Raw genomic sequence first — 23,799 nt, 5'->3', positions numbered from 1 at the left:
TAGGCGGCGTCGGCCCAGCCCAGGCGACGCAGGCTCAGCCGGGGTTGGTGGCGGAGTCGCTGTCCAGGGGGAGGTCGGTGACGAGGTCGTCGGGTGCGCGCATCAGCCAGGCGTCGGTCACGAGCTCGCGGAGGCGTTCGACCCCCACCTGCGCCAGTCGCAGCATCACCAGGGGCGCGTTCTCGTATCCGGGGGCGGTGAAGAACACATCGGGCTCACCGAGGAGCAGTGCCTGCTTCTCACCCTCGTCGCCGACGAAGAGCACCGCGATGTCGGTGCGGATCAGCCGCGGCCTGCCGGGCCGACGCTCCGGATAGGACCAGATGAAACCCTTGTCGCCCACCCGGAAGTCGAATCCTGAGCTGGGGACCTCCACCACGTGGGGCAGCGAGGTGGCCAGTCTGCGGACGTCCTCGGCGTCAGCCAACGCAGCCGCCGTCCGACCACACCGTGCCCATGCCGTAGAGGTTACGGGGCGGGAGCCCTCGCCGGTCGACGAGCCCCCCGCCCCGATTGAACGAGCGCAGACCTTCACCTCAGGCAAGGGCCGGAGTACAGTGGTGGCGCTGCCCCGGACCATGGTTGCGAATGAGTGACTGTCCGGGGCTCGTGCGCATCCCCAGACTCTCATCGCGACCCGAGGCAGGTCACCGCGCGCCCCTCCCTTCCGCCCCCGAGGGTCGAGGGGCGCGCGAATCAACGCCGACGCTCGATGCGCTCCTCTCACATCGGGCGTCGCGCACGCCTGCGCGACGCTCTACCGGGGACCTGTCGGTGCGGGGTGAGAGGCTGTAGCCCTCATGGCAACGGACGTCCTCGACCGCTTCTCCCCAGCCACTGCCGAGTGGTTCAGGGGCTCGTTCAGCGCGCCCACGGCCGCACAGGCGGGGGCTTGGGATGCCATCAGCTCCGGCCACCACGCCCTGGTCGTGGCGCCGACCGGATCAGGCAAGACGCTGTCGGCGTTCCTGTGGGCCCTCGACCGACTCTCGGCCGAGCCTCCCCCGGTCGACAAGATCAAGCGCTGCCGGGTCCTCTACGTCTCGCCCATGAAGGCACTGGCCGTCGACGTCGAGCGCAACCTGCGCTCGCCACTGGTCGGGATCGGGCACGCGGCGACCCGGCTCGGGCTGACGCCGCCGGCCATCACCGTCTCGGTGCGGTCCGGCGACACCCCTGCCAGCGAGCGGCGGGCCTTCGCCCGCACCCCCACCGACGTGCTCATCACCACACCCGAGTCGCTGTTCCTCATCCTCACCTCGCAGGCGCGAGAAGCGCTGGCCGGTGTCGAGACCGTCATCCTCGACGAGGTCCACGCCGTGGCCGGCACCAAGCGGGGCGCCCACCTCGCGCTGTCCCTCGAGCGCCTCGACGCCCTGCTGGACAAGCCGGTCCAGCGGATCGGCCTGTCCGCGACGGTCGAGCCCGTGGCCGAGGTCGCGCGCTACCTCGCCGGAGGCCGACCCGTCGAGATCGTGCGGCCTCCGTCCACCAAGGAGTGGGACCTCGAGGTCGTGGTCCCCATCGCGGACATGTCGGCGCTCGGGGAGGTCATCGAGGACGACCTGTCAGGACCCGCGTCGGGAGCCGAGCGCCGGGCCTCGATCTGGCCGCACGTGGAGGAACGCATCGTCGACCTCATCGCCTCCCACCGGTCCACGCTCGTCTTCGCCAACTCGCGTCGCCTCGCCGAGCGGCTCACGGCTCGGCTCAACGAGATCTGGGACGAACGTCTGGAGACCATGCGACAGGCCCGAGGCGACGAGCCGCCCGAGCCGGCCACGCGGCATACCGGCAACCGCACCCCGGCCCAGCTCATGGCGCAGTCGGGGGCGTCGTCCGGCGCGCCCGCGGTGCTGGCCCGCGCCCACCACGGTTCGGTGAGCAAGGAACACCGTCAGCTCATCGAGGAGGACCTCAAGGCCGGGCGGCTGCCCGCCGTGGTCGCCACGAGCTCGCTCGAGCTCGGCATCGACATGGGCGCGGTCGACCTCGTCATCCAGGTCGAGTCACCACCGTCGGTGGCGTCTGGACTGCAGCGGGTCGGTCGGGCCGGCCACCAGGTCGGAGCGGTGTCGAGGGGCGTGTTGTTCCCCAAGTTCCGTGGTGACCTGGTCCAGACCGCAGTCGTCGTCGAACGCATGAGAGCCGGCGCGATCGAGTCGCTGCGCGTCCCCGCCAACCCGGTCGACGTGCTCGCCCAGCAGGTCGTGGCGATGTGCGCCCTCGACGAGTGGTCCGTCGACGACCTCGAGTCGGTGGTCCGCAAGGCGACGCCGTTCGCCTCACTGCCGCGATCGATCCTCGAGTCGGTGCTCGACATGTTGTCGGGGCGCTACCCCAGTGACGAGTTCGCCGAGCTCCGCCCGCGCATCGTGTGGGACCGCGTGACAGGGGTTCTGACGGGGCGTCCGGGCGCCCAACGCCTCGCCGTCACCTCGGGGGGCACCATCCCCGACCGCGGTCTGTATGCCGTGTTCCTCGCCTCCAGCGAGGGTGCCGGGCGCCGGGTCGGCGAGCTCGACGAGGAGATGGTCTACGAGTCGCGGGTGGGCGACGTGTTCACGCTGGGCACCTCGACCTGGCGGATCGAGGACATCACCCACGACCAGGTGCTCGTGACTCCGGCGCCGGGCCTTCCGGGGCGTCTGCCCTTCTGGAAGGGTGACCAGCAGGGCCGGCCCGCCGAGCTGGGGCGAGCCGTGGGGGCCTTCGTTCGCGAGGTGGTCGGACTCTCGCCCGCCAAGGCGAGGGACCGGGTCACCGCCGCAGGGCTCGACGAGTGGGCGGCGGACAACCTGCTCGGCTACCTCGCCGAGCAGCAGGAGGCGACCCGCCACGTCCCCGACGACCGCACCATCGTGGTCGAGAGGTTCCGCGACGAGATCGGTGACTGGCGGGTGGCGGTGCACTCGCCCTTCGGGGGGCAGGTGCACGCCCCTTGGGCGCTGTGCGTGTCGGCCCGGATGCGCGAGCGCTACGGCGTCGACGTCCAGGCGATGCACGGCGACGACGGGATCGTGTTCCGGCTTCCCGACCTCGAGTTCGAGGACGACGGCGGTTCGGGTCGCGGCGTGGGCGCCGAGCTGCTCGAGCTCGTCCGCCTCGAGGCCGACGACGTCCATGACCTCGTCACGTCCGAGATAGGCGGATCGGCGCTGTTCGCCGCGCGGTTCAGGGAGTGCGCGTCGCGTGCCCTGCTGCTGCCCCGCCGGCGTCCCGACCGTCGCCAACCCCTGTGGCAGCAACGGCAGCGGGCGGCTCAGCTGCTCGAGGTCGCCAGCCAGTACGCGTCGTTCCCGATCGTCCTGGAGACGGTCCGCGAGTGTGTCCAGGACGTGTTCGACGTGCCCGGACTGACCGCCCTGATGCGCTCGATCGAGTCACGCGAAGTCACCCTGGTCGACGTCGAGTCGGCCCAGCCGTCCCCCTTCGCCCGGTCCTTGATGTTCGGCTACGTCGCCCAGTTCCTCTACGAGGGCGACTCCCCGCTGGCAGAAAAACGCGCCGCCGCCCTGGCGCTGGACCCGACCCTGTTGGCCGAGCTGCTGGGCCGTGGCGAGGGCCTGTCCCTGCGCGACCTGCTCGACCCGGCGCAGGTGACCCGCACCGAGTCCGAGCTGCAGCGCCTGGTCCCCGAACGCGCCTGCCGCGACGCCGAGGACGTGGCCGACCTGCTGCGGGTCCTGGGGCCGCTCCCCCTCGACGAGATCGTCCGACGGTCGCAGGAGTCCTTGGCACGCAACGAGATCGGCGCGTGGTTGGTGGACCTCGAGGGGGCCCGACGCCTCATCCGCGTGCGTGTCGCCGGCCAGGAGCGCTGGGCTGCGATCGAGGATGCCGGACGCCTGCGTGATGCCCTGGGCAGCTCCCTGCCGGTCGGCATACCGCAGACCTTCCTCGAGTCCGTGCCGGACCCGCTGGGCGACCTGGTCCGCCGCTACGCCCGCACCCGCGGCCCCTTCCCCGCCGCGGCGGTGGCCGCCTGGTGGGGCATCGGTCCGGCGGTTGCCCTCGACGCCCTCCGCCGACTCGTCTCCTCAGGTCGCGTCGTCGAGGGCGAGCTGCTCCCCACCGAGAACGGTGGTGGGCTGCACGGCCTCGACTACTGCGATGCAGAGGTGCTGCGCCTGCTACGCCGTCGCTCCCTGGCCGCGCTGCGCGCCGAGGTCGAGCCGGTCCCCGCCGTCGAGCTGGCCAGGTTCCTCCCCCAGTGGCAGTCGGTGGGTGGAGGCCTGCGCGGTCGCGAAGGTCTGGTCCGCGCCGTCGAGCAGCTGGCGGGAGCCGTGCTCCCGGCAAGTGCCCTCGAGAGCCTGGTCCTCCCGAGCAGGATCGTGGACTACTCCCCCACGCTGCTCGACGACCTCACGACCAGCGGCGAGGTCCTCTGGCGCGGCCACGGGGCACTACCCGGCGACGACGGCTGGGTGTCGCTGCACCTCGCCGACACCGCCCACCTGACCATGGCACCTCCCCCTGACCGGACGCTCACCGACGGTGAGCAGGCGATCGCCGAGGCCCTCGCGGGTGGCGGGGCATACTTCTTCCGCACCCTCGCCGAGGCCGTGGGCAGCAGCGACGACGAGTCCCTGCTCGCCGACCTGTGGGCACTCGTCTGGGACGGCCGAGCCACCAACGACACCCTCATCCCCCTTCGCGCCCTGCTCGCCGGCGGCCGCACCAGCCACAAGCGCAGCCGTCCCGGCCCACGCACCACCAGGTATGCCGGACGACGTGGCTCGCTCGGTGCCCTCTCGGGACAGCGTGGGCTGGGTCGTCCCACCGTGCCGACCCGCAGCGGGCCGCCCGCTGGGGCCGGACGCTGGTCCTTGCTTCCTGAGGTCGAGCTGGACGCCACCGTCCGCGCCTACGCCACGGCCGAGGTCCTGCTCGACCGCTACGGCGTGGTCACGCGCGGCTCGGTCGTCGCAGAGGACGTTCCGGGCGGGTTCGCCGGCGTCTACCGCGTCCTGGCGGCTGCCGAGGAGTCGGGGCGGGTCCGCCGCGGCTACTTCGTCGAGTCCCTGGGCGCCTCCCAGTTCTCCACCACCGGATCGGTCGACCGGCTCCGGGCCGGCGCCCGACCAGTGGGCGACGATGCCGACCGAGCCGTCCCGGCGATGGTGCTCGCCGCCACCGACCCGGCCAACGCGTACGGTGCGGCCCTCCCGTGGCCTGACCGGGCGACGGGTGCGGACGACCCGGGCGACGGCGCGTCGGCCGGAGGGCCCTCGGTGGCTGGTTCCTCGGGCATCGCATCACCAGCCGGCAAGACCCCAGCCGGCACGTCTGCCGCCGGCACGTCTCCCGCCGGCAAGCGTGGACACCAGCCGGCCCGCAAGGCTGGGGCCCTGGTGGTCCTGGTCGACGGCGAGCTCGTCCTGTACGTCGAGCGTGGCGGCAAGACGCTTCTCTCGTGGACGGACGACGAGCAGTCCCTCCAGGGCGCGGCCGATGCCCTGGCACTCGCCGTCCGCGAGGGTGCACTGGGCCGGCTCACCGTCGAGAAGGCCGACGGCGGCGCCGTGCTGGGGTCTGCCCACCCGCTCGCAGCCGCCCTGGCCAGGGCAGGCTTCCACGCCACCCCGCGCGGCCTGAGACTGCGGCGGTGAGGTCCACAGCCGCTGCCATCGGGGTCCCTGGTGCCTGAGGGCGACACGGTCTGGCGCACCGCCCAACGACTGCACAAGGCGCTCGCCGGCGCAGTGGTCGTGCTGAGTGACCTGCGGTTCCCCGGCGTGGCCACGGCCGACCTGCGCGGAGCCAGCACCCTCGAGGTCGTCAGTCGTGGCAAGCACCTCCTCCACCGTTTCGACAGCGGGCTGACCCTGCACTCACACCTGCGGATGGAGGGTCAGTGGCGGGTCGCGGCACCGGATGACACCGCCGGCTGGCTGCGTCGCGACGACCTGCGCGCGGCGGTCGGCACCTCTTCGTGGACCGCCCTGGGACTGCGGCTCGGGCTGCTCGAGCTGCTCCCGACCGGCCATGAGGCGACGGTCGTGGGCCACCTCGGACCCGATCTGCTCGGGAGCGACTGGGACCTCTCGCGGGCACTGGCCAACCTGCGGAGGTCGCAGACCTCGATCGGGGCCGCGCTCCTCGACCAGCGCAATCTTGCGGGCATCGGCACCCTGTGGGCGTGCGAGTCGCTCTTCGTGTCGCGGCTCGGGCCCTGGACTCCTGTATCGGAGCTCGCGGACGAGGAGCTCGAGCGAGTCGTCACCCGCGCTCAGCGGCTGCTCGACCAGGCTCGACACGATGGGATCCAGTCCAGCACCGGGATCCGGCGACGTGGGGAGGAGTCGTATGTGCATGCCCGCTCGGGTCGGCCCTGTCGACGGTGCGGCACGACTGTGCGCGTCGCGATGATCGGCCCCCCGATGCGGGAACGGACGATGTTCTACTGCCCTCGCTGCCAGGACGGCCTGGCGCCCACCGACGACGGTCGACCCCAACGCCCGCTCGGCTCGGCACGGGGGACCAGCCGGACCACGGGAAAGCGTCGCACCTGATCGGGCTCCCACCAGGGCAGAGGGTGCCAGCCGTCCGGGCGATCAGGCAGCAGAGGCGGAAACCATGGCCGTCGCCGGAAGCGGCAACGAGACCGGCGCGGTGAGCGCCTCCGTCTCGGCGACCCGCTCGGACACCTGGCCGAGGACCTCGGACAACGGCAGACGCAGCGCCCCGCAGATCGAGGCGAGCAGCTCGGAGGATGCTTCCTTCTCGCCGCGCTCGACCTCACTGAGGTAGCCGAGCGACACGGATGCGGCTGCGGAAACTTCGCGCAAGGTGCGTCCCTGCGACTGGCGTTGCTCACGGAGCACGTCACCAAGTTCACGACGAAGCAGAATCATGACGCCCTCCTTCACTGCTCGACTTGCCGGTTGCAGGGCACCAACGTTACCCCGAGCCCCTGACGCTGCGCGCGCGGGAACGCAGAACACGCGGCACGACGTGGTCAACGGTCCACGGCGTGAGAATCTTCCGCCCCACCGATCACAGCAGCCACGACGGCAGTCGCCGCGGGGCGTCCGTGAGGCGTGCGTGGTCGGTCCAAGGGGCGTCCGTGGGTCTGCGCAGGTCAGCGCCCTGCCGTGGTCAGGCCCTGAGATGCGGATCGTTGGCGGCCGCGCGCAATATCTCGGTCACGAGCGAGAGGGCATGTGACACCGTCTCCCGCCGGATCGACTGACGGTCGCCGGTCAGCGCCAGCTCCCGGACCGCCACCTCGCCGTCGAACGCCACCGCGACGAACACGGTCCCGACCGGGCGGTCGTCCTGCGGGTCCGGCCCGGCCACACCGGTGGTGGCGACGCCGACGTCGGAGCCGAGCACGCGGCATACCCCGGTGGCCATCTGGCGGGCCACCTCGGCCTGGACCGCACCACCGGTCGCAAGCAGGCCGGCGTCGACCCCGAGAACCTGGGTCTTGAGCTCGGTCGCATAGGCCACCACGCAGCCCCGCACCACGGCTGAGGCGCCGGGCACGTCGGTGAGCGCCGCGCAGACCAGGCCACCGGTGAGCGACTCGGCGGTCGCGATGCTGCGCGAGGCCGCAGCCAGGGCGGCCACCACCTCGGGAGCGATGCTCATCCGTGTCGGGCGGCTCGGCGCGCGCGCTTCATCGCCGAACGTTCGCTGGTCTGCCGCAGGCGCAACGCCTTCAGCGCGATGTCCAGTCCGGTCACGACGGTCACGACGACCGCGAGCCCCAGCACCACGTCCGCGACGAGGTTCCAGGCGTCCGCTCCGGCAAAGGACGACAGCGGCAGCGTGAACAACAGCAGGCCGAAGAACTGAAGGGCCGTCTTGACCTTGCCGCCCCGACCCGCGGGCATCACGCCGTGGCGGATCACGAAGAACCGCAGCACCGTCACTCCCCATTCGCGCACCAGGACGACGACGGTGACCCACCACGGCAGCTCACCGAGGACCGAGAGCCCGACGAAGGCCATCCCCATCAGGGTCTTGTCGGCGATGGGGTCGGCGATCTTGCCGAAGTTGGTGATCAGGCCGCGACGCCGGGCGATGTCGCCGTCGATGCGGTCGGTGAGGGTCGCAAAGATGAACACCACCGCCGCCGCCCAGCGCATCAACGGACGGTCCCCACCGTCGACCAGCAGCAGCCAGCCGTAGACCGGCACGAGCAGGATCCGGGTGACCGTGAGGGCGTTGGCGATGTTCCAGGAGCTCGGGGGCGGGACCGCCACCGGCGCCGCGGCCGGGTCGGGGGCCGGGGCCGACTCGCTCAGCATGGCACGGCCAGCAGGTCGATCCCCTCGGTCCCGGTCACGACGGCCCGCACGATGTCGCCGACCACGACGTCGGGGAACTGGGAGGGATCGAGCATGGTCACGCCGTCGACGTCGGGTCCCTGGTGGGCCGCCCTACCCACGACGGACGTCTCCTCGTCCTCGTCATCGCCCGTGGGCACCGACTCGACGAGGACGTCCACGATCTCACCGATGCGCTCTTCGGCACGCTGGAGGTTCAGTTCCTCGATGAGCGCTGTGAATCTCGAAACACGTTCTGCGACAACATCATCGGGCAGCTTGTTGCCATAGGTCTCGGCCTCGGTGCCATCCTCGTCCGAGTACCCGAACACACCGACGACGTCGAGTCGGGCAGCCAGCAGGAACGCCTCGAGCTCGGCGAGGTCGTCCTCGGTCTCACCCGGGAACCCCACGATGACATTGCTCCGGATGCCGGCCAGCGGCACCCGGGCGCGCACCTCGTCGAGGAGTCCGAGGAAGGCCTCGCGCCCGCCGAAGCGCCGCATCGAGCGGAGCAGTCCGGCCGAGGCGTGCTGGAAGGAGATGTCGAAGTAGGGCACGACGCCCGGCACGGAGGCCATCGCGTCGAGCAGTGCGGGACGGATCTCGGCGGGCTGCAGGTAGCTCACCCGGACGCGCTCGATCCCCGGGACCGCAGCGAGGTCGGGCAGGATCTTCTCGAGCAGCCCGATGTCCCCGAGGTCCTTGCCGTAGGACGTCGAGTTCTCACTGACGAGGAACAGCTCCTTGACGCCGCGCTCCCCCAACCAGCGCGCTTCGGCGACGATGTCGTGCGGCCTCCGCGACACGAACGCACCGCGGAACATCGGGATGGCGCAGAACGCGCACCGTCGGTCGCAGCCACTGGCGATCTTGAGGGGAGCCCAGGGGCGACCGTCGAGACGGGCGCGGATCACCCGCGGGCCGGACGCCGGGACCGGTCCGTCCACGGTGACGTCGACGGGCTCGGTCGAGACCTGCTCCGGTGAGGTGGGGTCAGTGGGGATGCCGTGTCCGGGCAGTGCCACACCGGCCGACCCGTCCTGCCGCTGGACCGGGGACAACGGGAGCAGCTGGCGTCGGTCGGACGGGACGTGCGAGGCCGGCGCGTGACCGTCGAGGACGGCCCGCAGGTGGCTCGACATGTCCGCGTAGGAGTCGAACCCCAGCACGGCGTCGGCCTCGGGCAGCTCGTCTGCCAGCTGCTGGCCGTAGCGCTCGGCGAGGCATCCCACCGCGACGACCTTCTGGGTCTTCGAGTGCCCCTTGCGAGCCGAGGCCTCGAGGAGCACGTCGATCGAGTCCTTCTTGGCCTGCTCGACGAACCCGCAGGTGTTGACCACCGCGACGTCCGCGTCGTCGGCGTCGTCCACGAGCAACCAGCCCTCGGCGGCCAGGCGGCCGGCGAGCTCCTCGGAGTCGACTTCGTTGCGGGTGCACCCCAGTGTGACCAGGGCGACGCTGCGCTGCGTTGTCGAACTCATGTCCCCACTCTAGAGGTGGGTAGCGTGGCGTCATGACCGCGACAGCCGATGCGACCACCGCCCGGATCAGCGCCCTGCTGGCGCGCCATCCGGTCATCGACGGGCACAACGACCTCTTGTGGGAGGCGCGCGAGAAGGTCGGCTACGACTTCGACCGGCTCGACATCGAGGCAGGGGGGACCCCGACGCACACCGACCTGCCCCGCCTCGCCCAGGGTGGCGTCGGCGGCCAGTTCTGGTCGGTCTTCGTGCCTGCCTCGCTCCAGGGTGACGACGCCGTGAGCGCCACCCTGGAGCAGATCGACGCGGGCCACCAGATGGTGGCGAGGTATGCCGGCCGGCTGGCTTTCGCCCGCACCGCGGACGAGGTGGCGGCCGCCTGGGAGTCGGGGCGGATCGCCTCCCTGCTGGGGGCCGAGGGCGGGCACTCGATCAACAACTCGCTCGCGACCCTGCGCATGATGCACGTCCTGGGCGTCCGCTACCTGACGCTGACCCACAACAGCAACGTCGACTGGGCCGACTCGGCCACCGACGTGACGGTGCACGGAGGTCTGTCGGCGTTCGGCGTCGAGGTGGTGCGCGAGATGAACCGGATCGGCATGCTCGTCGACCTCAGCCACGTCTCGGCCGACACGATGCGCGACGCCCTGCGGGTGGCAGAGGTACCGGCGATCTTCAGCCACTCCTCGGCGCGGGCGGTCTGTGACAGCCCGCGCAACGCGCCCGACGACGTCCTGGAGTCGTTGCGGGACAACAACGGCGTCTGCATGGTGACGTTCGTGCCCACGTTCGTGAACCCCGAGGCGGCAGCCTGGCGCGAGGAGCTGAACGCGGCGGCGGCGGCAGAGGGGATCACGCCGGCCGACGCCGCGGCATACAGCCCGTTCTACGACGAGTACTGCCTCAGCCGGCCCACACCGAAGGCCACGCTCGCCGACGTCGTCCACCACGTCGAGCACGTCCGCGAGGTGGCCGGAGTCGACCACGTCGGGCTGGGTGGCGACTACGACGGGGTGGCCACGCTGCCCGAGGGGCTCGAGGACGTCACCGGCTACCCCCGGTTGCTGGCCGCGCTGGCCGACCGCGGATGGTCCGACGACGACCTCGGAAAGCTCACGAGCGGCAACATCCTGCGCGTGATGAGGGACGCCGAGGCAGGCGCGAGGTCGCTGCAGGAGCAGCGCGGGCCCAGCCTGGCCACCATCAAGGACCTCGACGGCGTGCCGGTCTCCGGGTAGTCGTCCTGCTAGTTGCGCCAGCGGGAGATGGTCAGGCCGACGACGCGGGCGATGATCAGCGCGACGTACATGACGCCGGCCACCTGCTCGATGATCACGACCGAGCGCGCGAAGGGCAGGACGGCGGTCACGTCGGAGAGCCCGACGCTGGTCAGGTTGGCGAAGGACAGGTAGAGCAGCTCGAGGAAGGTCCGGTGTCCTTCACCCTGGTAGGCCGTGAACGACCCCGGATAGACCACCTGCACGGCCATGAACAGGTGGGCGAACATCCACGACACGACCGTGAAGTTAGCTCCCACCGCGAAGATCTCGTCGCGGGTCACCCAGGAGTCGTCGAACAGGTAGCGGATCAGGCCGTACCCGGTGTAGCCGTAGAAGGCCGCGTGCAGGATGGCTGACCAGAAGACCACCTGGTGGTTCGCCGGGGCCAGCCCCTCGGCGACGGTCAGGGCCACGACTGGCACGCCCAGCACCACCGCGACCCACGTCAGGGCCGGCGTCGCCCTGACGGCATAGACCGCGATCGAGAGCACCAGCACGCCGAACACCCCGATGAGCGTGCGCCCGAGCGGCGTGTCCCCCGCAAAGGGGTACGCCAGCACCTCGAGCAGCTGCGCCGCGAGGAGCACCCCACTGGGGTGCCCCTTGACGGCGTTGAACCATTCACGCATGGCGACACCCTAAGGGTGTGCGCCGAGTCCCAAGGGTCTCCGAGTCCCCAGGGTGGGCGCCGAGTCGTCAGGTGGCGTGCTTCAGTTCGTGACGACCCTCACGCGCAGCGTCCGGGCGGCCACCACGGCCGCGAGGCAGGCAGTGACCGCCATGACCAGCGCCATCGGGACGGCTGAGCCCGAACCCATCGCGCCGATGAGGGGGGCGGACACACCACCGATGACGAACTGCGACGCGCCGAGCAGGGCAGCAGCGGTCCCCGCGGCCTCACCGTGCCGGGTCAGGGCCAGTGCGGGGGTGTTCGGCAGGGTGAGACCGCACGCGAACAAGAGGAACCAGAGCGGCACGAGGACCGTGGTCAGCCCACCGACACCCGTGATCGCCGACGCCAGGAGCACCAGTGCGGCGACCGCACCGATCGAGACGCCCGCCCGGACCAGCTGGCGCGGCTGGAACCGCTTGAGCAGGAAGGGGTTCGCCTGCGACCCGGTGAGGAAGCCCAGCGAGTTGAGGCCGAAGGCCAGCCCGAACTGGGTCACGCTCAGGCCGTAGATGTCCTGCAGCACGAACGAGGAGCCGCCGATGTAGGAGAACAGCGTCGCGAACATCAGGCCGCTGATGAGGACGAGCCCGACGAAGGTGCGGTCGCGCAGGAGCATGCCGTAGGTGTTGAGCACCGGGCGGAGGGCCAGCGGCCTGCGTCGCTCCGCAGGAAGCGTCTCGCGCAGGGCGAGACTGGCCAGTGTCACCAGGAGCACACCCGCCACGGCGAGGATGACGAACACCCCGCGCCACGAGGTGAGCCGGAGGATGAAGCCGCCCAAGGTCGGGGCGAGCACCGGCGCGAGACCCATGACGAGCATCAGGCGGGACAGCATCGTCGCGGCAGCCGACCCCGCGAAGAGGTCGCGCACCATCGCCATGGCAACCACGGACACGGCCGCGTTGCCCAGCCCCTGGATCGCCCGGCCGACGGTGAGCAGCTCGATGGTCGGGGCGAACGCACAGAACACCGAGGCCGCGATGTGCAGCGCCAGCCCGGCGATGAGTGGTCGGCGGCGTCCGATGGCGTCCGCAAGCGGCCCGACGAGGAGCTGCCCGAGCCCCATGCCCAGCAGGATGCCGGTCAGCGTGCCCTGCACGGCCGACTCCGACGCCGCGAGGTCGCGGGTGATCGACGGCAGCGCCGGCAGGTAGGTGTCGATGGTCAGCGGACCGATCGCGATCAACGCGCCGAGCACGAGGACGAAGCGGAGGTACGAACGGCCCGTCGGGGCCGGCTGGACACCGGTGCTGGGATGCGGTGACGGCCTGCGCGTGGAGGTCGCGGTCGAAGTCGGGGCTGTCGGAGTCGGGGCGGTGGCGTCAGTCAGGGTCTCGGGAGCGGCAGTCACCTCTGCGCAACGACGAAGGGCACAGGTCTATTTCATCCCGCGCCCTTCATCTCTGGGCTGGTCAGTCCCTGCCGGTGAGCTCCCAGGCGTCGAGGGACTCCTCGACTTCCTCGCGACCGGCGAGCCCTCTCGCCACCGGGTCGTTGTCGTAGCGTGAGTCGGGCGCGTAACCGGGCGTGTAGCCGGAACCCGCAAGGGCGACCTCGTCCGTCCGCTCGACACCCGTGTCGTCAGGATCCGCCGCCTGTCCGTCGAACACCGGCTCCATCTCGGGCACCTCGTCCCCACGCATGAGCGCCAAGGTCATGGGCAGGTCGTCGAGCTTGATCAGCACGTCGCGCGCCTTGGAACCCTCGGACGGACCCACCACCCCGCGGGACTCGAGCAGGTCCATGAGCCGACCTGCCTTGGCGAACCCGACGCGCAGCTTGCGCTGGAGCATCGACGTCGAGCCGAACTGGGTCGTCACGACGAGCTCGGTGGCCTGGAGCAGCAGCTCGAGGTCGTCGCCGATGTCGTCGTCCACCTGCTTCTTGGCCGCCACCACGGTGACGTCGTCGCGGTAGCTGGGCTTGAGCTGGCCGGTCACGTGCTTGACGACCTGCTGGATCTCGGACTCGGTGACCCACGCACCCTGGACGCGCATCGTCTTGGAGGAGCCCATCGGCAGGAACAGCGCATCGCCCTGACCGATCAGCTTCTCGGCACCGGGCTGGTCGAGCACGACCCGGCTGTCTGCCAGCGACGAGGTCGCGAACGCCATCCGCGACGGCACGTTGGCCTTGATGAGGCCGGTGACGACGTCGACGGACGGGCGCTGGGTCGCCAGCACCAGGTGGATGCCCGCGGCCCGTGCCAGCTGCGTGATCCGGACGATCGACTCCTCGACGTCCCGGGGCGCGACCATCATCAGGTCGGCGAGCTCGTCGACGATGACCAGCAGGTACGGGTACGGGTGGATGACCCGCTCCGAGCCCGCCAGCGGCTTGACCTTGCCCGCCTTGACCGCCTTGTTGAAGTCGTCGATGTGCTTGAAACCGAACTGCGCGAGGTCGTCGTAGCGCGTGTCCATCTCACGCACCACCCAGGCGAGCGCCTCGGCGGCCTTCTTGGGGTTCGTGATGATCGGCGTGATGAGGTGCGGGATCCCCTCGTATGCCGTGAGCTCCACCCGCTTGGGGTCGACCAGGACCATGCGCACCTCGTCGGGCGTGGCCCGCATGAGGATCGAGGTGATCATCGAGTTGACGAAGCTGGACTTGCCCGCGCCGGTGGCGCCCGCGACGAGCAGGTGCGGCATCTTGGCGAGGTTGGCGATGACGTAGCCGCCCTCGACGTCCTTGCCGACGCCCATCACCATCGGGTGCTCGTTGCCCCGCGCTGCCTGGCTGCGGAGCACGTCGCCGAGGCTGACCTTCTCGCGGTCGGCGTTGGGGATCTCGATGCCGATCGCGGACTTGCCCGGGATCGGCGACAGGATGCGGACGTCGGCCGAGGCCACGGCATACGCGATGTTCTTGGAGAGCGCGGTGACGCGCTCGACCTTGGTGCCACGGCCGAGCTCGACCTCGTAGCGGGTGACCGTCGGTCCACGGCTGAAGCCGGTGACCTGGGCATCGATGTCGAACTGCTCGAGCACCTGGCTCAGCGACTCGACCACGCGGTCGTTCGCGGCACTGCGGGTCTTGTGCGGGGAACCCGGCTCAAGGATGGCGTTGTCGGGCAACGTGTAGGTGATGTCGCCGGCGAGCGCGAGCTGCTCGACTCGCTGTGGCAGCGGGGTCGTCGGGGGCGCCTCGAGGGCGGCCTTGACCTCGATGGCCGGGCCCTTGGCGGGCGAGGTGGTTTCGGCAGTCGCCGAAGGGGCCAGAACGCCGGGCGAGGTGGGGCGCTTCTCGCCGGGGCGGAACCGCCGACCGTCGGGTGCCACGAGAGCGGCCTGCTCGAACGCCTCGTCCCCCTCGAGCGGACCCTCCGGGTCGATCACGCGGCGACGACGCCTGGGCTTGTCCTCGACCGCGTCGGCGAGCGGGTCCTTCCCGGCGTCGACCGTCCCCCGGTGGAGGAGGTGGTCGCGCAGCTCGGCGAGGCGGGTGGGGACCATGTGCACGGGCGTCGCGGTCATCACCAGGAGGCCGAAGAAGCCCACCATCAACAGGATCGGCACGGTGCCGTAGACCGACACCGCCGCCTCGAGCGGGCTGGATGCCAGGAACCCGATGATGCCGCCACCGTCACGCATCCCGTCGGCGCCCTGGGGCGGGGTGGGGATGTCGGCGGCGACGTGGGCCAACCCCGAGGCGGCGAAGGCGAGCGCGCCGAGACCGACACCGAGGCGGGAGTTGGCCGAGTCCTCTTGCGGCGCGCGCAGGAAGCGGATGCCCAGGAAGAGCAGGGCGAGCGGCACGGCATAGGCGACGCGTCCGAAGGTGCCTGCGACGACGGCGTGCACGACGTCGCCGAGGGCGCCCTCGAAGGCCCACCACTCCCGGGCGGCGACGAGGATCGACAGTCCGATGAGGAAGAAGCCGAGCCCGTCACGTCGGTGCTCGGGCTCGAGCTCACGGGCGCTGGTGCCGACCCGGCGCACCGCGCCGCCGGCCACGTGTGCCATGCCCATCCAGGTGCCGCGGACCGCGCGCAGGGGCAGCGGCAGTCCGCCACCGCTGGCCTTGCCACGCGCTGGGGACTTGCGGGGTGTGCTGCTCTTGCGGTTGGCGGGGCGTGTTGCGGTGCCCCGGCTCCCCGACGAGCGCGACCCTGCATTTGATCGTGCTGGGGTGGACGGACGTGTCGCCATGCTCCGCAGGCTACGCGAAGGTCACACGGGACACACGCGTCACACGCGTTCCACCCGCAGGCAATGTGTCCGGATCGCCCTGGCCCGAACGGCCGAGTTGCCCTCCCCGATCGGGTACGAAGGGCAGGTAGCCCTTACCAGGGCGCACGCCCGGTGGGACGCTGGGCCTTGCGTCTGGCGGGGCCTGTGCCGACGACCAGCAGTGGTCGTCGGCACAGGCGCGCACAGGGGGAAGGGTCGCGTGGGGACGGCGATGCCGACCCGCCCCGCCAGATCGCTCGGCCCTGCCTCCGGCCACCTGGCGGTCACGGACTTCCGCCATCTCAGATCGCGGGAACCCACGCCCACGTGCTGGATCCCGCTCGACCCGTGCCGCTACCCTCGACGACAGGTCATGAGTGTCAGCGCACAGCCCCGGCTTGCTGACCAGCAACCCTCCTCCGCGGTGGGGTGCTCCGGGTGACGACCGGGCCGACTGCACCCGCAGCCGGCAAGCGCGGACTCGGGAGCTCTCGGGTCCCACCCGGACCAGGAGCTCTACCCATGTCGATCGCGAGCACCCCGCCACCAGCCTTCCGTCGCAGCGCCCCCCTCGCGCACGCCCGCACCCAGAGCCACCTCCGCCCTGTTCCCGATGCCCGGTCACTGGGCGAGGTCGGCCCGCTGCCCGCGGTCGTGTCGGAGTCGCTGCTCGTGCCGACGCTGGACGGGGCCGTGGACTACGCCAACTTCGACCACGCGGCGTCCACGCCGGCGCTGGTCAGCGTCAAGAAGGCCGTCGACACGGCGGTGCGCACCTACTCCTCGGTCCACCGCGGCAATGGCTGGGCCTCCCGGGTGACCTCGTCCTGGTACGAGCAGGCGCGGGCCGAGGTGCGGTCGTTCGTCGGGGCACGCGAGGGCGACGAGGTCGTCTTCACCCGCAACAGCACCGACTCGTTCAATCTCCTGGCGCGATGTCTGCCGCGCCACACGCAGGTCTTCGTCTTCGAGTCCGAGCACCACGCCGCGCTTCTGCCGTGGCCCCACCAGCGCACCCACCGGCTTCCGGTCCCCGGCAGCATCAGCGACGCGAGGGCGCTCCTGCGGACTGCGCTTCGCGACCACCCCGGCCGCCATCGGTTGGTCGTGCTCGCCGGCGCCTCCAACGTCACGGGAGAGATCTGGCCGGTCCGCGAGCTGGCGGCGATCGCCCGCCAGGCGGGCGCGAGGGTGGTCCTCGACGCCGCGCAGTACGCCCCCCACCGCCGCGTGGACCTGGACGACCTCGGTGTCGACTACGCCGTGCTGTCCGGCCACAAGCTGTACGCACCGTTCGGCACGGGAGTCCTGGCAGGCCGGGCGGACTGGCTCGACGCTGCGGCGCCCTACCTCGCCGGCGGCGGCGCCACCAAGTCCGTGACCGAGCGCGCAGTCGTGTGGCAGAAGGGGGCCGCACGCCACGAGGGCGGCAGTCCCAACGTCATCGGCGCGATCGCCCTCGCTGCCGCGTGCCATGCCCTGCGGGCGCACGCGGACGCGGTGGAGGAGCACGAGCGCACGCTGGGCCAGCGTCTGCTCGACGGTCTGGCCGCCATCGACGGCGTGCAGACCTACTCCCTCTTCAGCCCGGACCACGAGCGCGTTGCCGTGGCGACCTTCACCATCGACGGGGTCGACTCGTCACTGGTGTCCGCGGCCCTGTCGGCCGAGCACGGCATCGGGGTCCGGGACGGCAAGTTCTGTGCGCACCTGTGCGTCGACGCCCTGCTCGACGACCCCCACGCCGTGGGGTCCACGACCGCCGTCCGCGCCAGTGTCGGGCTGGCCACGACCGCTGAGCACGTCGAGCGGTTGCTGTCAGCCGTGGCCGAGCTCGCCGAGCACGGACCCCGCGCCGACTACGTCAACGGACCGCAGGGGTGGTTGCCGGTCGGCGACCCGCGCGCGCTCGACCTCGCGCGCCCCTGGTAGCCGCCCCCGCGGCATACCCGAGCCCCACCTGCCGCACCTTTATCGGGTGACCCGATAAAGGTGCGCTTCACCCGGAAACGGTTCTCGGGTGAAGCGCGCCCTTCTCGGGTGGAGCAGGCGCAGGCTAGGCTTGGATGACGACCGGGATGATCATCGGGCGGCGACGGATCTTGCCGCCGACCCAGCCACCGATCGCGCGACGCATGACCTGCTCGAGCTGGTGGGAGTCGGTGACGCCGTTGCCGGTGGCCTCGGCGAGCGCCTGTTCGATCTTGGGCCGCACCTGGCTGAAGATCTCGTCGTCCTCGGCGAAACCCCGGGCCTGGATCTCCGGTCCCGCGGCGATCTTGCCCGTGGCGGAGTCGATCACGACGATGACCGAGATGAACCCCTCGTCACGCAGGATCCGGCGGTCCTTGAGCAGCGCCTCGTCGAACTCACCCACCGAGGACCCGTCGACGTAGACGTAGCCGCACGGGACCGCCCCGACGATGCGCGCGACGCCGTCGACGAGGTCGACGACCACGCCGTCCTCGGCCAGCACGACCTGTTCGCGCGGCACACCGGTCTGGACCGCGAGCTCGGCGTTGGCGACGAGGTGTCGCCACTCGCCGTGCACCGGCATCACGTTGCGGGGCTTGACGATGTTGTAGCAGTAGAGCAGCTCACCGGCGCTGGCGTGGCCGGAGACGTGCACCTTGGCGTTGCCCTTGTGCACGACGTTGACACCGAGCCGCATGAGGCCGTTGATGATGCGGTAGACGGCGTTCTCGTTGCCGGGGATGAGCGACGAGGCCATCAGGACCGTGTCGCCCTCTCCCACGTCGATGCGGTGGTCACGGTTGGCCATCCGCGACAGGGCCGCCATCGGCTCGCCCTGCGACCCCGTGCAGATCAGGACGACCTTGTCGTCGGGGAACTTGTCGAGCTTCTTGACGTCGACGAGCACGCCGTCGGGCACGTGGAGGTACCCCAGCTCGGCGGCGATCCCCATGTTGCGCACCATCGACCGGCCCACCATGGCGACCTTGCGGCCGGCCGTCTCGGCGGCGTTGAGCACCTGCTGGACGCGGTGCACGTGCGAGGAGAAGCAGGCCACGATGATCCGGCGCTCCGCGTCGCGGAAGACCTTGTCGATGGCCGGCGCGATGTCCTTCTCCGGCGTCGTGAAGCCGGGCACCTCGGCGTTGGTCGAGTCCGTCATGAACAGGTCGACGCCCTCCTCCCCCAGCCGCGCGAACGCGCGCAGGTCGGTGAGCCGGTTGTCGAGCGGCAGCTGGTCCATCTTGAAGTCACCGGTGTGCAGGATCGTTCCGCCGGGTGTCCGGACGAACACCGCGAGGGCGTCCGGGATCGAGTGGTTGACCGCCACGAACTCGCAGTCGAAGACGCCCAGCTTCTCGCGCATCCCCTCTCTGACCCCGAGGGTGTACGGCGTGATCCGGTGTTCCTTGAGCTTGGCCTCGATGAGCGCCAGTGTCAGCATCGACCCCACGATCGGGATGTCGCGCTTCAGCTTGAGCAGGTAGGGCACCGCGCCGATGTGGTCCTCGTGGCCATGGGTCAGCACGATCGCCTGGATGTCGTCGAGCCGGTCCTCGAGGTACTCGAAGTCGGGGAGGATCAGGTCGACGCCGGGGTGGTGGTCCTCAGGGAACAACACGCCGCAGTCGATGACGAGCAGCTGGCCGTCGTGCTCGATGACCGCCATGTTGCGGCCGACCTCGCCGAGACCGCCGAGCGCGATGATGCGCACGCCGTTCTTCGCGAGCGGCCGGGGCAGGTTCAGCTCGGGGTGGGGATGACTCACAGCAGGCCAGACTCCTTGAGACCGGCGCGCAGGATGTCCAGGTGCTCCGGTGGTGACTCGACGAGCGGCAAGCGCACCGTCGCGTGGTCGATGACGCCGAGCTCGACGAGCGCGGCCTTGGCCATGATCGCACCCTGGGAGGTGCTCATGATGGCGTCGACGGCGGGGACCAGCCGTCGGTGGATGTCTCGGGCGCCGTCGAGGTCGCCGCCGTCGACGGCTGCGACCATCGCGGCATAGTCCTTGCCGGCGACGTGGCCGACGACGCTGACCACCCCGATGGCACCGAGGGCGAGCCAGGGCAGGTTCGCGGCGTCGTCGCCGGAGAAGTAGAGCAGGTCGGTCGCGGCCATGACCTTGGTCGAGGCCCACCCGTCGCCCTTGGCGTCCTTGACCGCGACGACCCGGTCGTGGGCGGCGAGCTCGAGGAGCGTGGCGGTGTCGAACGGGATGCCGGTGCGGCCCGGGATGTCGTAGAGCATGACCGGCAGGTCGGTCACGTCGGCCACCGCGTGGCAGTGCGCGACGAGCCCGCGCTGGGTCGGCTTGTTGTAGTAGGGCGAGACGAGCAGGAGCCCGGTGGCGCCGGCCTCCGCCGCACGACCGGCCATCTCGACGCTGTGTGCGGTGGCGTTGGAGCCGACCCCGGCGACGACCGCCGCGCGACCGTCGACGGCCTCGGCGACGAGGCGCACCATCTCGATGGACTCGTCGTCGCTCAGGGTGGCGGACTCACCGGTGGTGCCGTTGACGACGATGCCGTCGTGGCCGCTGTCGAGCAGGTGGGCGACCAGTCGGCGGGCGCCCTCGAGGTCGAGGCTTCCGTCGGGCTTCATCGGGCTGACCATGGCGGTCAGGACGCGGCCGAACGGGGACGAGGTGCTCATGCCTGCAGGCTATCGCCCCGCAGAGCACGCCCCGCGCGGCGGACACCGACCGGGACGCAATTTGGCGGGAAGGTGACGCCGAGCTGGCGGCATCGACGCGGCGACCGAGGTATGCCGCGGCGCCGGCCACGCGGCATACGCTGCGGTTTTGGTCTGCTTCGGTGCCCTGTCGCCGCCCGGCGTTACGCTGCGTCCGTGCAGCAGTATCTCGACCTCCTCGACCACGTCATGACGACCGGGACGGACAAGTCCGACCGCACCGGCACCGGCACCCGCTCCGTGTTCGGCTACCAGATGCGGTTCGACCTGTCCGAGGGCTTCCCGGTGCTCACGACCAAGAAGCTCCACCTCAAGTCGATCATCGGCGAGCTGCTGTGGTTCCTGCGCGGCGACTCCAATGTGCGGTGGCTCCAGGAACGCGGCATCACCATCTGGGACGAGTGGGCGGACGAGAACGGCGACCTGGGGCCGGTCTACGGCTACCAGTGGCGGTCCTGGCCGACCCCGGACGGCGGCCACGTCGACCAGATCGCCAAGGTCATCGAGTCGATCCGCACCAACCCTGACAGCCGTCGGCACATCGTGTCGGCCTGGAACGTCGCCGACGTCGACTCGATGGCGCTCCCGCCGTGCCACACGATGTTCCAGTTCTACGTGTCCCCCGCGGTGGACGGGCACCGGCCCAAGCTCTCCTGCCAGCTCTACCAGCGTTCGGCCGACATCTTCCTCGGCGTCCCGTTCAACATCGCCTCCTACGCGCTGCTCACCATGATGGTGGCGCAGGTCTGCGACCTCGAGCCCGGTGACTTCGTGCACACCCTCGGCGACGCCCACCTGTACTCCAACCACGTCGAACAGGCCACCCTCCAGCTGACCCGAGAGCCCCTCCCCCTGCCGCAGATGAAGATCGCGTCCGGCAAGGAGATCGACCAGTTCGACCTCGGCGACTTCGAGCTGGTCGGCTACCAGGCGCACCCCTCGATCAAGGCGCCCATCGCGGTCTGAGTCAGGCCGCGGACCGTGCGGGCCCGGCGGTGACCTCCGCGTGGTCGCTACCCTGTGCCCATGACCAACGTGACGCTCATTGCCGCGGTCGGCCGCAACGGCGTCATCGGGGCCGACAACGACATGCCGTGGCACCTGCCCGAGGACTTCGCCTACTTCAAGCGGACGACCATGGGCCATCCGATGGTCATGGGACGCAAGACCTTCGACTCGATCGGCCGGGTGCTGCCGGGTCGCCGGACCATCGTCGTGACCCGCCAGCCCGACTGGAGCCACCCCGACGTGGAGACGGCCCACTCGCTCAGCGAGGCGTTGTCGCTGGCCGGTCCCGCGGCCGAGGTGTTCGTCTGCGGCGGTGGGCAGGTCTACACCGAGGCGATGCCGTGGGCGCACCGGTTGCTGATCACCGAGGTGGACCAGTCGCCCCAGGGTGATGTGCGCTTTCCCGACATCGACGCGAGCCACTGGCACGAGGTCCGGCGCGAGCGGCGCGACGGCTTCAGCTGGGTGACGTACGAGCGCGCCTGACGAGGTTCGAAACACCGATGGCAGGATGCAGGCCATGGCTCACCAGCACGACCACGTCGGTCACACCTCCTCCCCCGGACCACTCGCCGACGCCAGCGTCAGGGTGGCGCGCGAGACCGACACCCCCGCCGTCGGGCTCGTCCAGGCCACCGTGTGGCGCGAGGCGTATGCCGCGGTGCTGCCGGCGGAGGTGCTGGAGACCTTCGAGCCACAAGCCTTCGCGGCCGTCTGGCGCCAGTCCCTTGCCGCGCCTCCCCCAGGGGTCTACCGGCTGCTCGCGGCCTGTGCGGGCGACCAGGTCGTGGGGTTCGCGGCCATCGGCCCGAGCCAGGACCCCGATGCGTCCCCGGGCACCGGTGAGCTGTCTGCGCTCGCGGTCCACCCGCAGGCGCGTCGGGTCGGCCACGGGTCACGGCTGCTGAACGCGGCCGTCGACACCCTGCGCGGCGCCGGCGCCGACCGGTTGCACACCTGGGTGCTGGCCGGCGACGAAGCCACTCGGGCGTTCCTCCTCGATGCAGGGCTGAACCCGGACGGCGCGTTCCGCGACCGGGTGGTCTCTCCCGACGGTGGGACCGCGCGCGAGGTCCGCCTGGTCGCCGACATCACGCCGGAACCTCCGGGCCCGTGAGCTCGACCCTGACCCCGGAGCGACGTTCCCAGGTCGTGCGCCAAGCCCTGTCGGTAGCGGTGGCAACAGGAACCTACGGCGTCAGCTTCGGCGCCCTGTCGGTGGCTGCGGGTCTGTCGATCCTCCAGACGCAGGTGCTGTCGCTGCTGCTGTTCTCGGGGGGTTCGCAGTTCGCGTTCGTGGGGGTCATGGCCGCCGGGGCGGCCGGGGGGCCCGCCGCCATCGCCACCTCCACGCTCCTCGGCGTCCGCAACGGCCTGTACGGGCTGCAGGTCGCGCGGATGCTGGACGTCCGGGGACTCCGGAAGGTCTTCGCAGCCCAGTTGACGATCGACGAGTCGACAGCGGTCAGTGTCGCGCAGCCCGAGACGGTCGCCGCGCGACTCGGCTTCTGGGTGACGGGCGCAGGGGTCTTCGTGCTCTGGAACGCGACGACGCTGGTCGGCTCGCTCGTGGGCGATGCCATGGGCGACCCCCGCCGCTATGGACTCGACGCCGCCGCGGCCGCAGCCTTCTGCGCCCTGCTGTGGCCGCGGCTGAAGTCGAGGGATGCCGTCGCCATCGCAGTGCTGGCCGCACTGATCGCCGTGCTCGTCGCGCCGCATGCTCCCGCCGGTGTCCCCGTCCTGGTCGCCGCCTGCACCGCACTCCTGGCGGGCGTGTGGCGACGCGCCCACCACGACCCACCGCCGCCGCACCAGTGGCCCGACGAGGTGTCGCCGCGGACTGGCAACTCCGGGCCGGGGACCGCCAGGCCGGGGGGCGCGAGGCCGGGGGCCGCGAGGCCGGGGGGCACGCCATGAGCACGTGGACCGCGCTGCTCATCGCGTGCGGGCTGGCCTTCCTGCTCAAGTACCTCGGCTACGTCGTGCCGACGTCGTGGCTCGAGGGCGAACGCACGACACGGATCACCTCGGCGTTGCCCATCGCCTTGTTGGCCGCCCTCGTCGGCGTGCAGACGTTGACCTCGAGCTCGGGCGCGATCACCCTCGACTCCCGCGCTGCCGCCGTCGGTGTCGCCATGCTGGCGCTGCTGCTGCGGGCGCCCTTCATCGTCGTGGTGGTGCTGGCCGCCGCGGTCGCGGCTGGGCTGAGGCTGCTCGGTCTGCCCTGACCGC

General features: G+C 71.0%; 19 protein-coding genes and 1 riboswitch. Of the genes, 9 read left to right on the top strand and 10 right to left on the bottom strand.

All coding sequences use genetic code 11. The features are described 5' to 3' along the window. Positions 1-34 precede the first annotated feature (34 nt). The gene (locus AC1DS4_RS00560; RefSeq protein ID WP_477612509.1) at positions 35-427 is read right to left on the bottom strand and encodes an MmcQ/YjbR family DNA-binding protein; all 393 of its coding nucleotides are present in this window, start codon (positions 425-427) and stop codon (positions 35-37) included. 373 nt (positions 428-800) lie between these two features. Between AC1DS4_RS00560 and AC1DS4_RS00555 the strand changes: the two genes are divergently transcribed. Beyond that, entirely contained in the window at positions 801-5,612 is a 4,812-nt protein-coding gene (locus tag AC1DS4_RS00555) for an ATP-dependent helicase (protein ID WP_477612508.1), read from the top strand. A gap of 30 nt (positions 5,613-5,642) precedes the next feature. Further along, positions 5,643-6,515, top strand: coding sequence for an Fpg/Nei family DNA glycosylase (locus tag AC1DS4_RS00550; protein WP_477631948.1), 873 nt, complete (start codon positions 5,643-5,645; stop codon positions 6,513-6,515). A gap of 42 nt (positions 6,516-6,557) precedes the next feature. Here the strand turns inward: AC1DS4_RS00550 and AC1DS4_RS00545 are convergent, their stop codons facing one another. The 4 genes from AC1DS4_RS00545 to rimO all read right to left on the bottom strand — a co-directional run bounded on the left by AC1DS4_RS00545 (position 6,558) and on the right by rimO (position 9,760). Further along, positions 6,558-6,857 (bottom strand): helix-turn-helix domain-containing protein, encoded by a 300-nt coding sequence (locus AC1DS4_RS00545; RefSeq protein ID WP_477612506.1) that lies wholly within the window; start codon positions 6,855-6,857, stop codon positions 6,558-6,560. A gap of 244 nt (positions 6,858-7,101) precedes the next feature. Continuing rightward, positions 7,102-7,596, bottom strand: a complete 495-nt coding sequence (locus AC1DS4_RS00540; protein ID WP_477631947.1) for a CinA family protein — start codon at positions 7,594-7,596, stop codon at positions 7,102-7,104. Then, positions 7,593-8,258 carry a CDP-alcohol phosphatidyltransferase family protein gene (locus tag AC1DS4_RS00535; protein ID WP_477631946.1) on the bottom strand — a complete coding sequence of 222 codons (666 nt, stop codon included), beginning with the start codon at positions 8,256-8,258 and terminating at the stop codon, positions 7,593-7,595. The genes AC1DS4_RS00540 and AC1DS4_RS00535 overlap by 4 nt, the downstream gene beginning before the upstream one ends. Next, complete coding sequence (gene rimO / locus AC1DS4_RS00530; RefSeq protein ID WP_477631945.1) at positions 8,252-9,760, bottom strand: 30S ribosomal protein S12 methylthiotransferase RimO; 1,509 nt, start codon at positions 9,758-9,760, stop codon at positions 8,252-8,254. Before rimO ends, AC1DS4_RS00535 begins: the two co-directional genes overlap by 7 nt. A 32-nt stretch (positions 9,761-9,792) precedes the next feature. On the opposite strand from rimO, the gene AC1DS4_RS00525 reads away from it, so the two are divergent. Continuing rightward, complete coding sequence (locus tag AC1DS4_RS00525) at positions 9,793-11,001, top strand: dipeptidase (protein ID WP_477631944.1); 1,209 nt, start codon at positions 9,793-9,795, stop codon at positions 10,999-11,001. An 8-nt stretch (positions 11,002-11,009) separates the two neighbouring features. Here AC1DS4_RS00525 and AC1DS4_RS00520 read toward each other — a convergent pair whose 3' ends face one another. The 3 genes from AC1DS4_RS00520 to AC1DS4_RS00510 all read right to left on the bottom strand — a co-directional run bounded on the left by AC1DS4_RS00520 (position 11,010) and on the right by AC1DS4_RS00510 (position 15,867). Continuing rightward, complete coding sequence (locus AC1DS4_RS00520) at positions 11,010-11,672, bottom strand: ion channel (RefSeq protein ID WP_477612501.1); 663 nt, start codon at positions 11,670-11,672, stop codon at positions 11,010-11,012. Positions 11,673-11,753: 81 nt separating this feature from the next. Continuing rightward, entirely contained in the window at positions 11,754-13,067 is a 1,314-nt protein-coding gene (locus tag AC1DS4_RS00515; RefSeq protein WP_477631943.1) for a multidrug effflux MFS transporter, read from the bottom strand. Positions 13,068-13,128: 61 nt separating this feature from the next. Then, positions 13,129-15,867, bottom strand: coding sequence for an FtsK/SpoIIIE family DNA translocase (locus AC1DS4_RS00510; protein WP_477631942.1), 2,739 nt, complete (start codon positions 15,865-15,867; stop codon positions 13,129-13,131). Between the two features lie 390 nt (positions 15,868-16,257). After that, positions 16,258-16,370, top strand: a riboswitch (SAM riboswitch). Positions 16,371-16,410: 40 nt separating this feature from the next. Here AC1DS4_RS00510 and AC1DS4_RS00505 point away from each other — a divergent pair. Then, positions 16,411-17,820 (top strand): aminotransferase class V-fold PLP-dependent enzyme, encoded by a 1,410-nt coding sequence (locus tag AC1DS4_RS00505; protein ID WP_477612498.1) that lies wholly within the window; start codon positions 16,411-16,413, stop codon positions 17,818-17,820. A gap of 124 nt (positions 17,821-17,944) precedes the next feature. Here AC1DS4_RS00505 and AC1DS4_RS00500 read toward each other — a convergent pair whose 3' ends face one another. Next, positions 17,945-19,630 (bottom strand): ribonuclease J, encoded by a 1,686-nt coding sequence (locus AC1DS4_RS00500; RefSeq protein ID WP_477631941.1) that lies wholly within the window; start codon positions 19,628-19,630, stop codon positions 17,945-17,947. Next, the gene (dapA, locus tag AC1DS4_RS00495) at positions 19,627-20,517 is read right to left on the bottom strand and encodes a 4-hydroxy-tetrahydrodipicolinate synthase (RefSeq protein WP_477612496.1); all 891 of its coding nucleotides are present in this window, start codon (positions 20,515-20,517) and stop codon (positions 19,627-19,629) included. Before dapA ends, AC1DS4_RS00500 begins: the two co-directional genes overlap by 4 nt. Before the next feature lie 195 nt (positions 20,518-20,712). Here dapA and AC1DS4_RS00490 point away from each other — a divergent pair, with 195 nt between their 5' ends. From AC1DS4_RS00490 to AC1DS4_RS00470, 5 genes are read left to right on the top strand one after another with little or no spacing between them, the layout of a single operon-like run. Continuing rightward, a complete protein-coding gene (locus AC1DS4_RS00490; protein WP_477612495.1) occupies positions 20,713-21,522 on the top strand; it encodes a thymidylate synthase in 810 nt (269 codons plus the stop codon). A gap of 60 nt (positions 21,523-21,582) precedes the next feature. Next, the gene (locus AC1DS4_RS00485; protein ID WP_477612494.1) at positions 21,583-22,050 is read left to right on the top strand and encodes a dihydrofolate reductase; all 468 of its coding nucleotides are present in this window, start codon (positions 21,583-21,585) and stop codon (positions 22,048-22,050) included. A 34-nt stretch (positions 22,051-22,084) separates the two neighbouring features. Further along, positions 22,085-22,681 carry an N-acetyltransferase family protein gene (locus AC1DS4_RS00480; protein WP_477612493.1) on the top strand — a complete coding sequence of 199 codons (597 nt, stop codon included), beginning with the start codon at positions 22,085-22,087 and terminating at the stop codon, positions 22,679-22,681. Beyond that, the gene (locus tag AC1DS4_RS00475) at positions 22,678-23,484 is read left to right on the top strand and encodes an AzlC family ABC transporter permease (RefSeq protein ID WP_477612492.1); all 807 of its coding nucleotides are present in this window, start codon (positions 22,678-22,680) and stop codon (positions 23,482-23,484) included. Before AC1DS4_RS00480 ends, AC1DS4_RS00475 begins: the two co-directional genes overlap by 4 nt. Then, the gene (locus AC1DS4_RS00470; RefSeq protein WP_477612491.1) at positions 23,481-23,795 is read left to right on the top strand and encodes an AzlD domain-containing protein; all 315 of its coding nucleotides are present in this window, start codon (positions 23,481-23,483) and stop codon (positions 23,793-23,795) included. Before AC1DS4_RS00475 ends, AC1DS4_RS00470 begins: the two co-directional genes overlap by 4 nt. Positions 23,796-23,799: the final 4 nt, after the last annotated feature.

The organism is Pedococcus sp. P3_C7 (assembly GCF_056402615.1).
The sequence above is the reverse complement of the archived record's forward strand: the minus strand, read 5'-3'. Positions and strand labels throughout refer to the sequence as shown.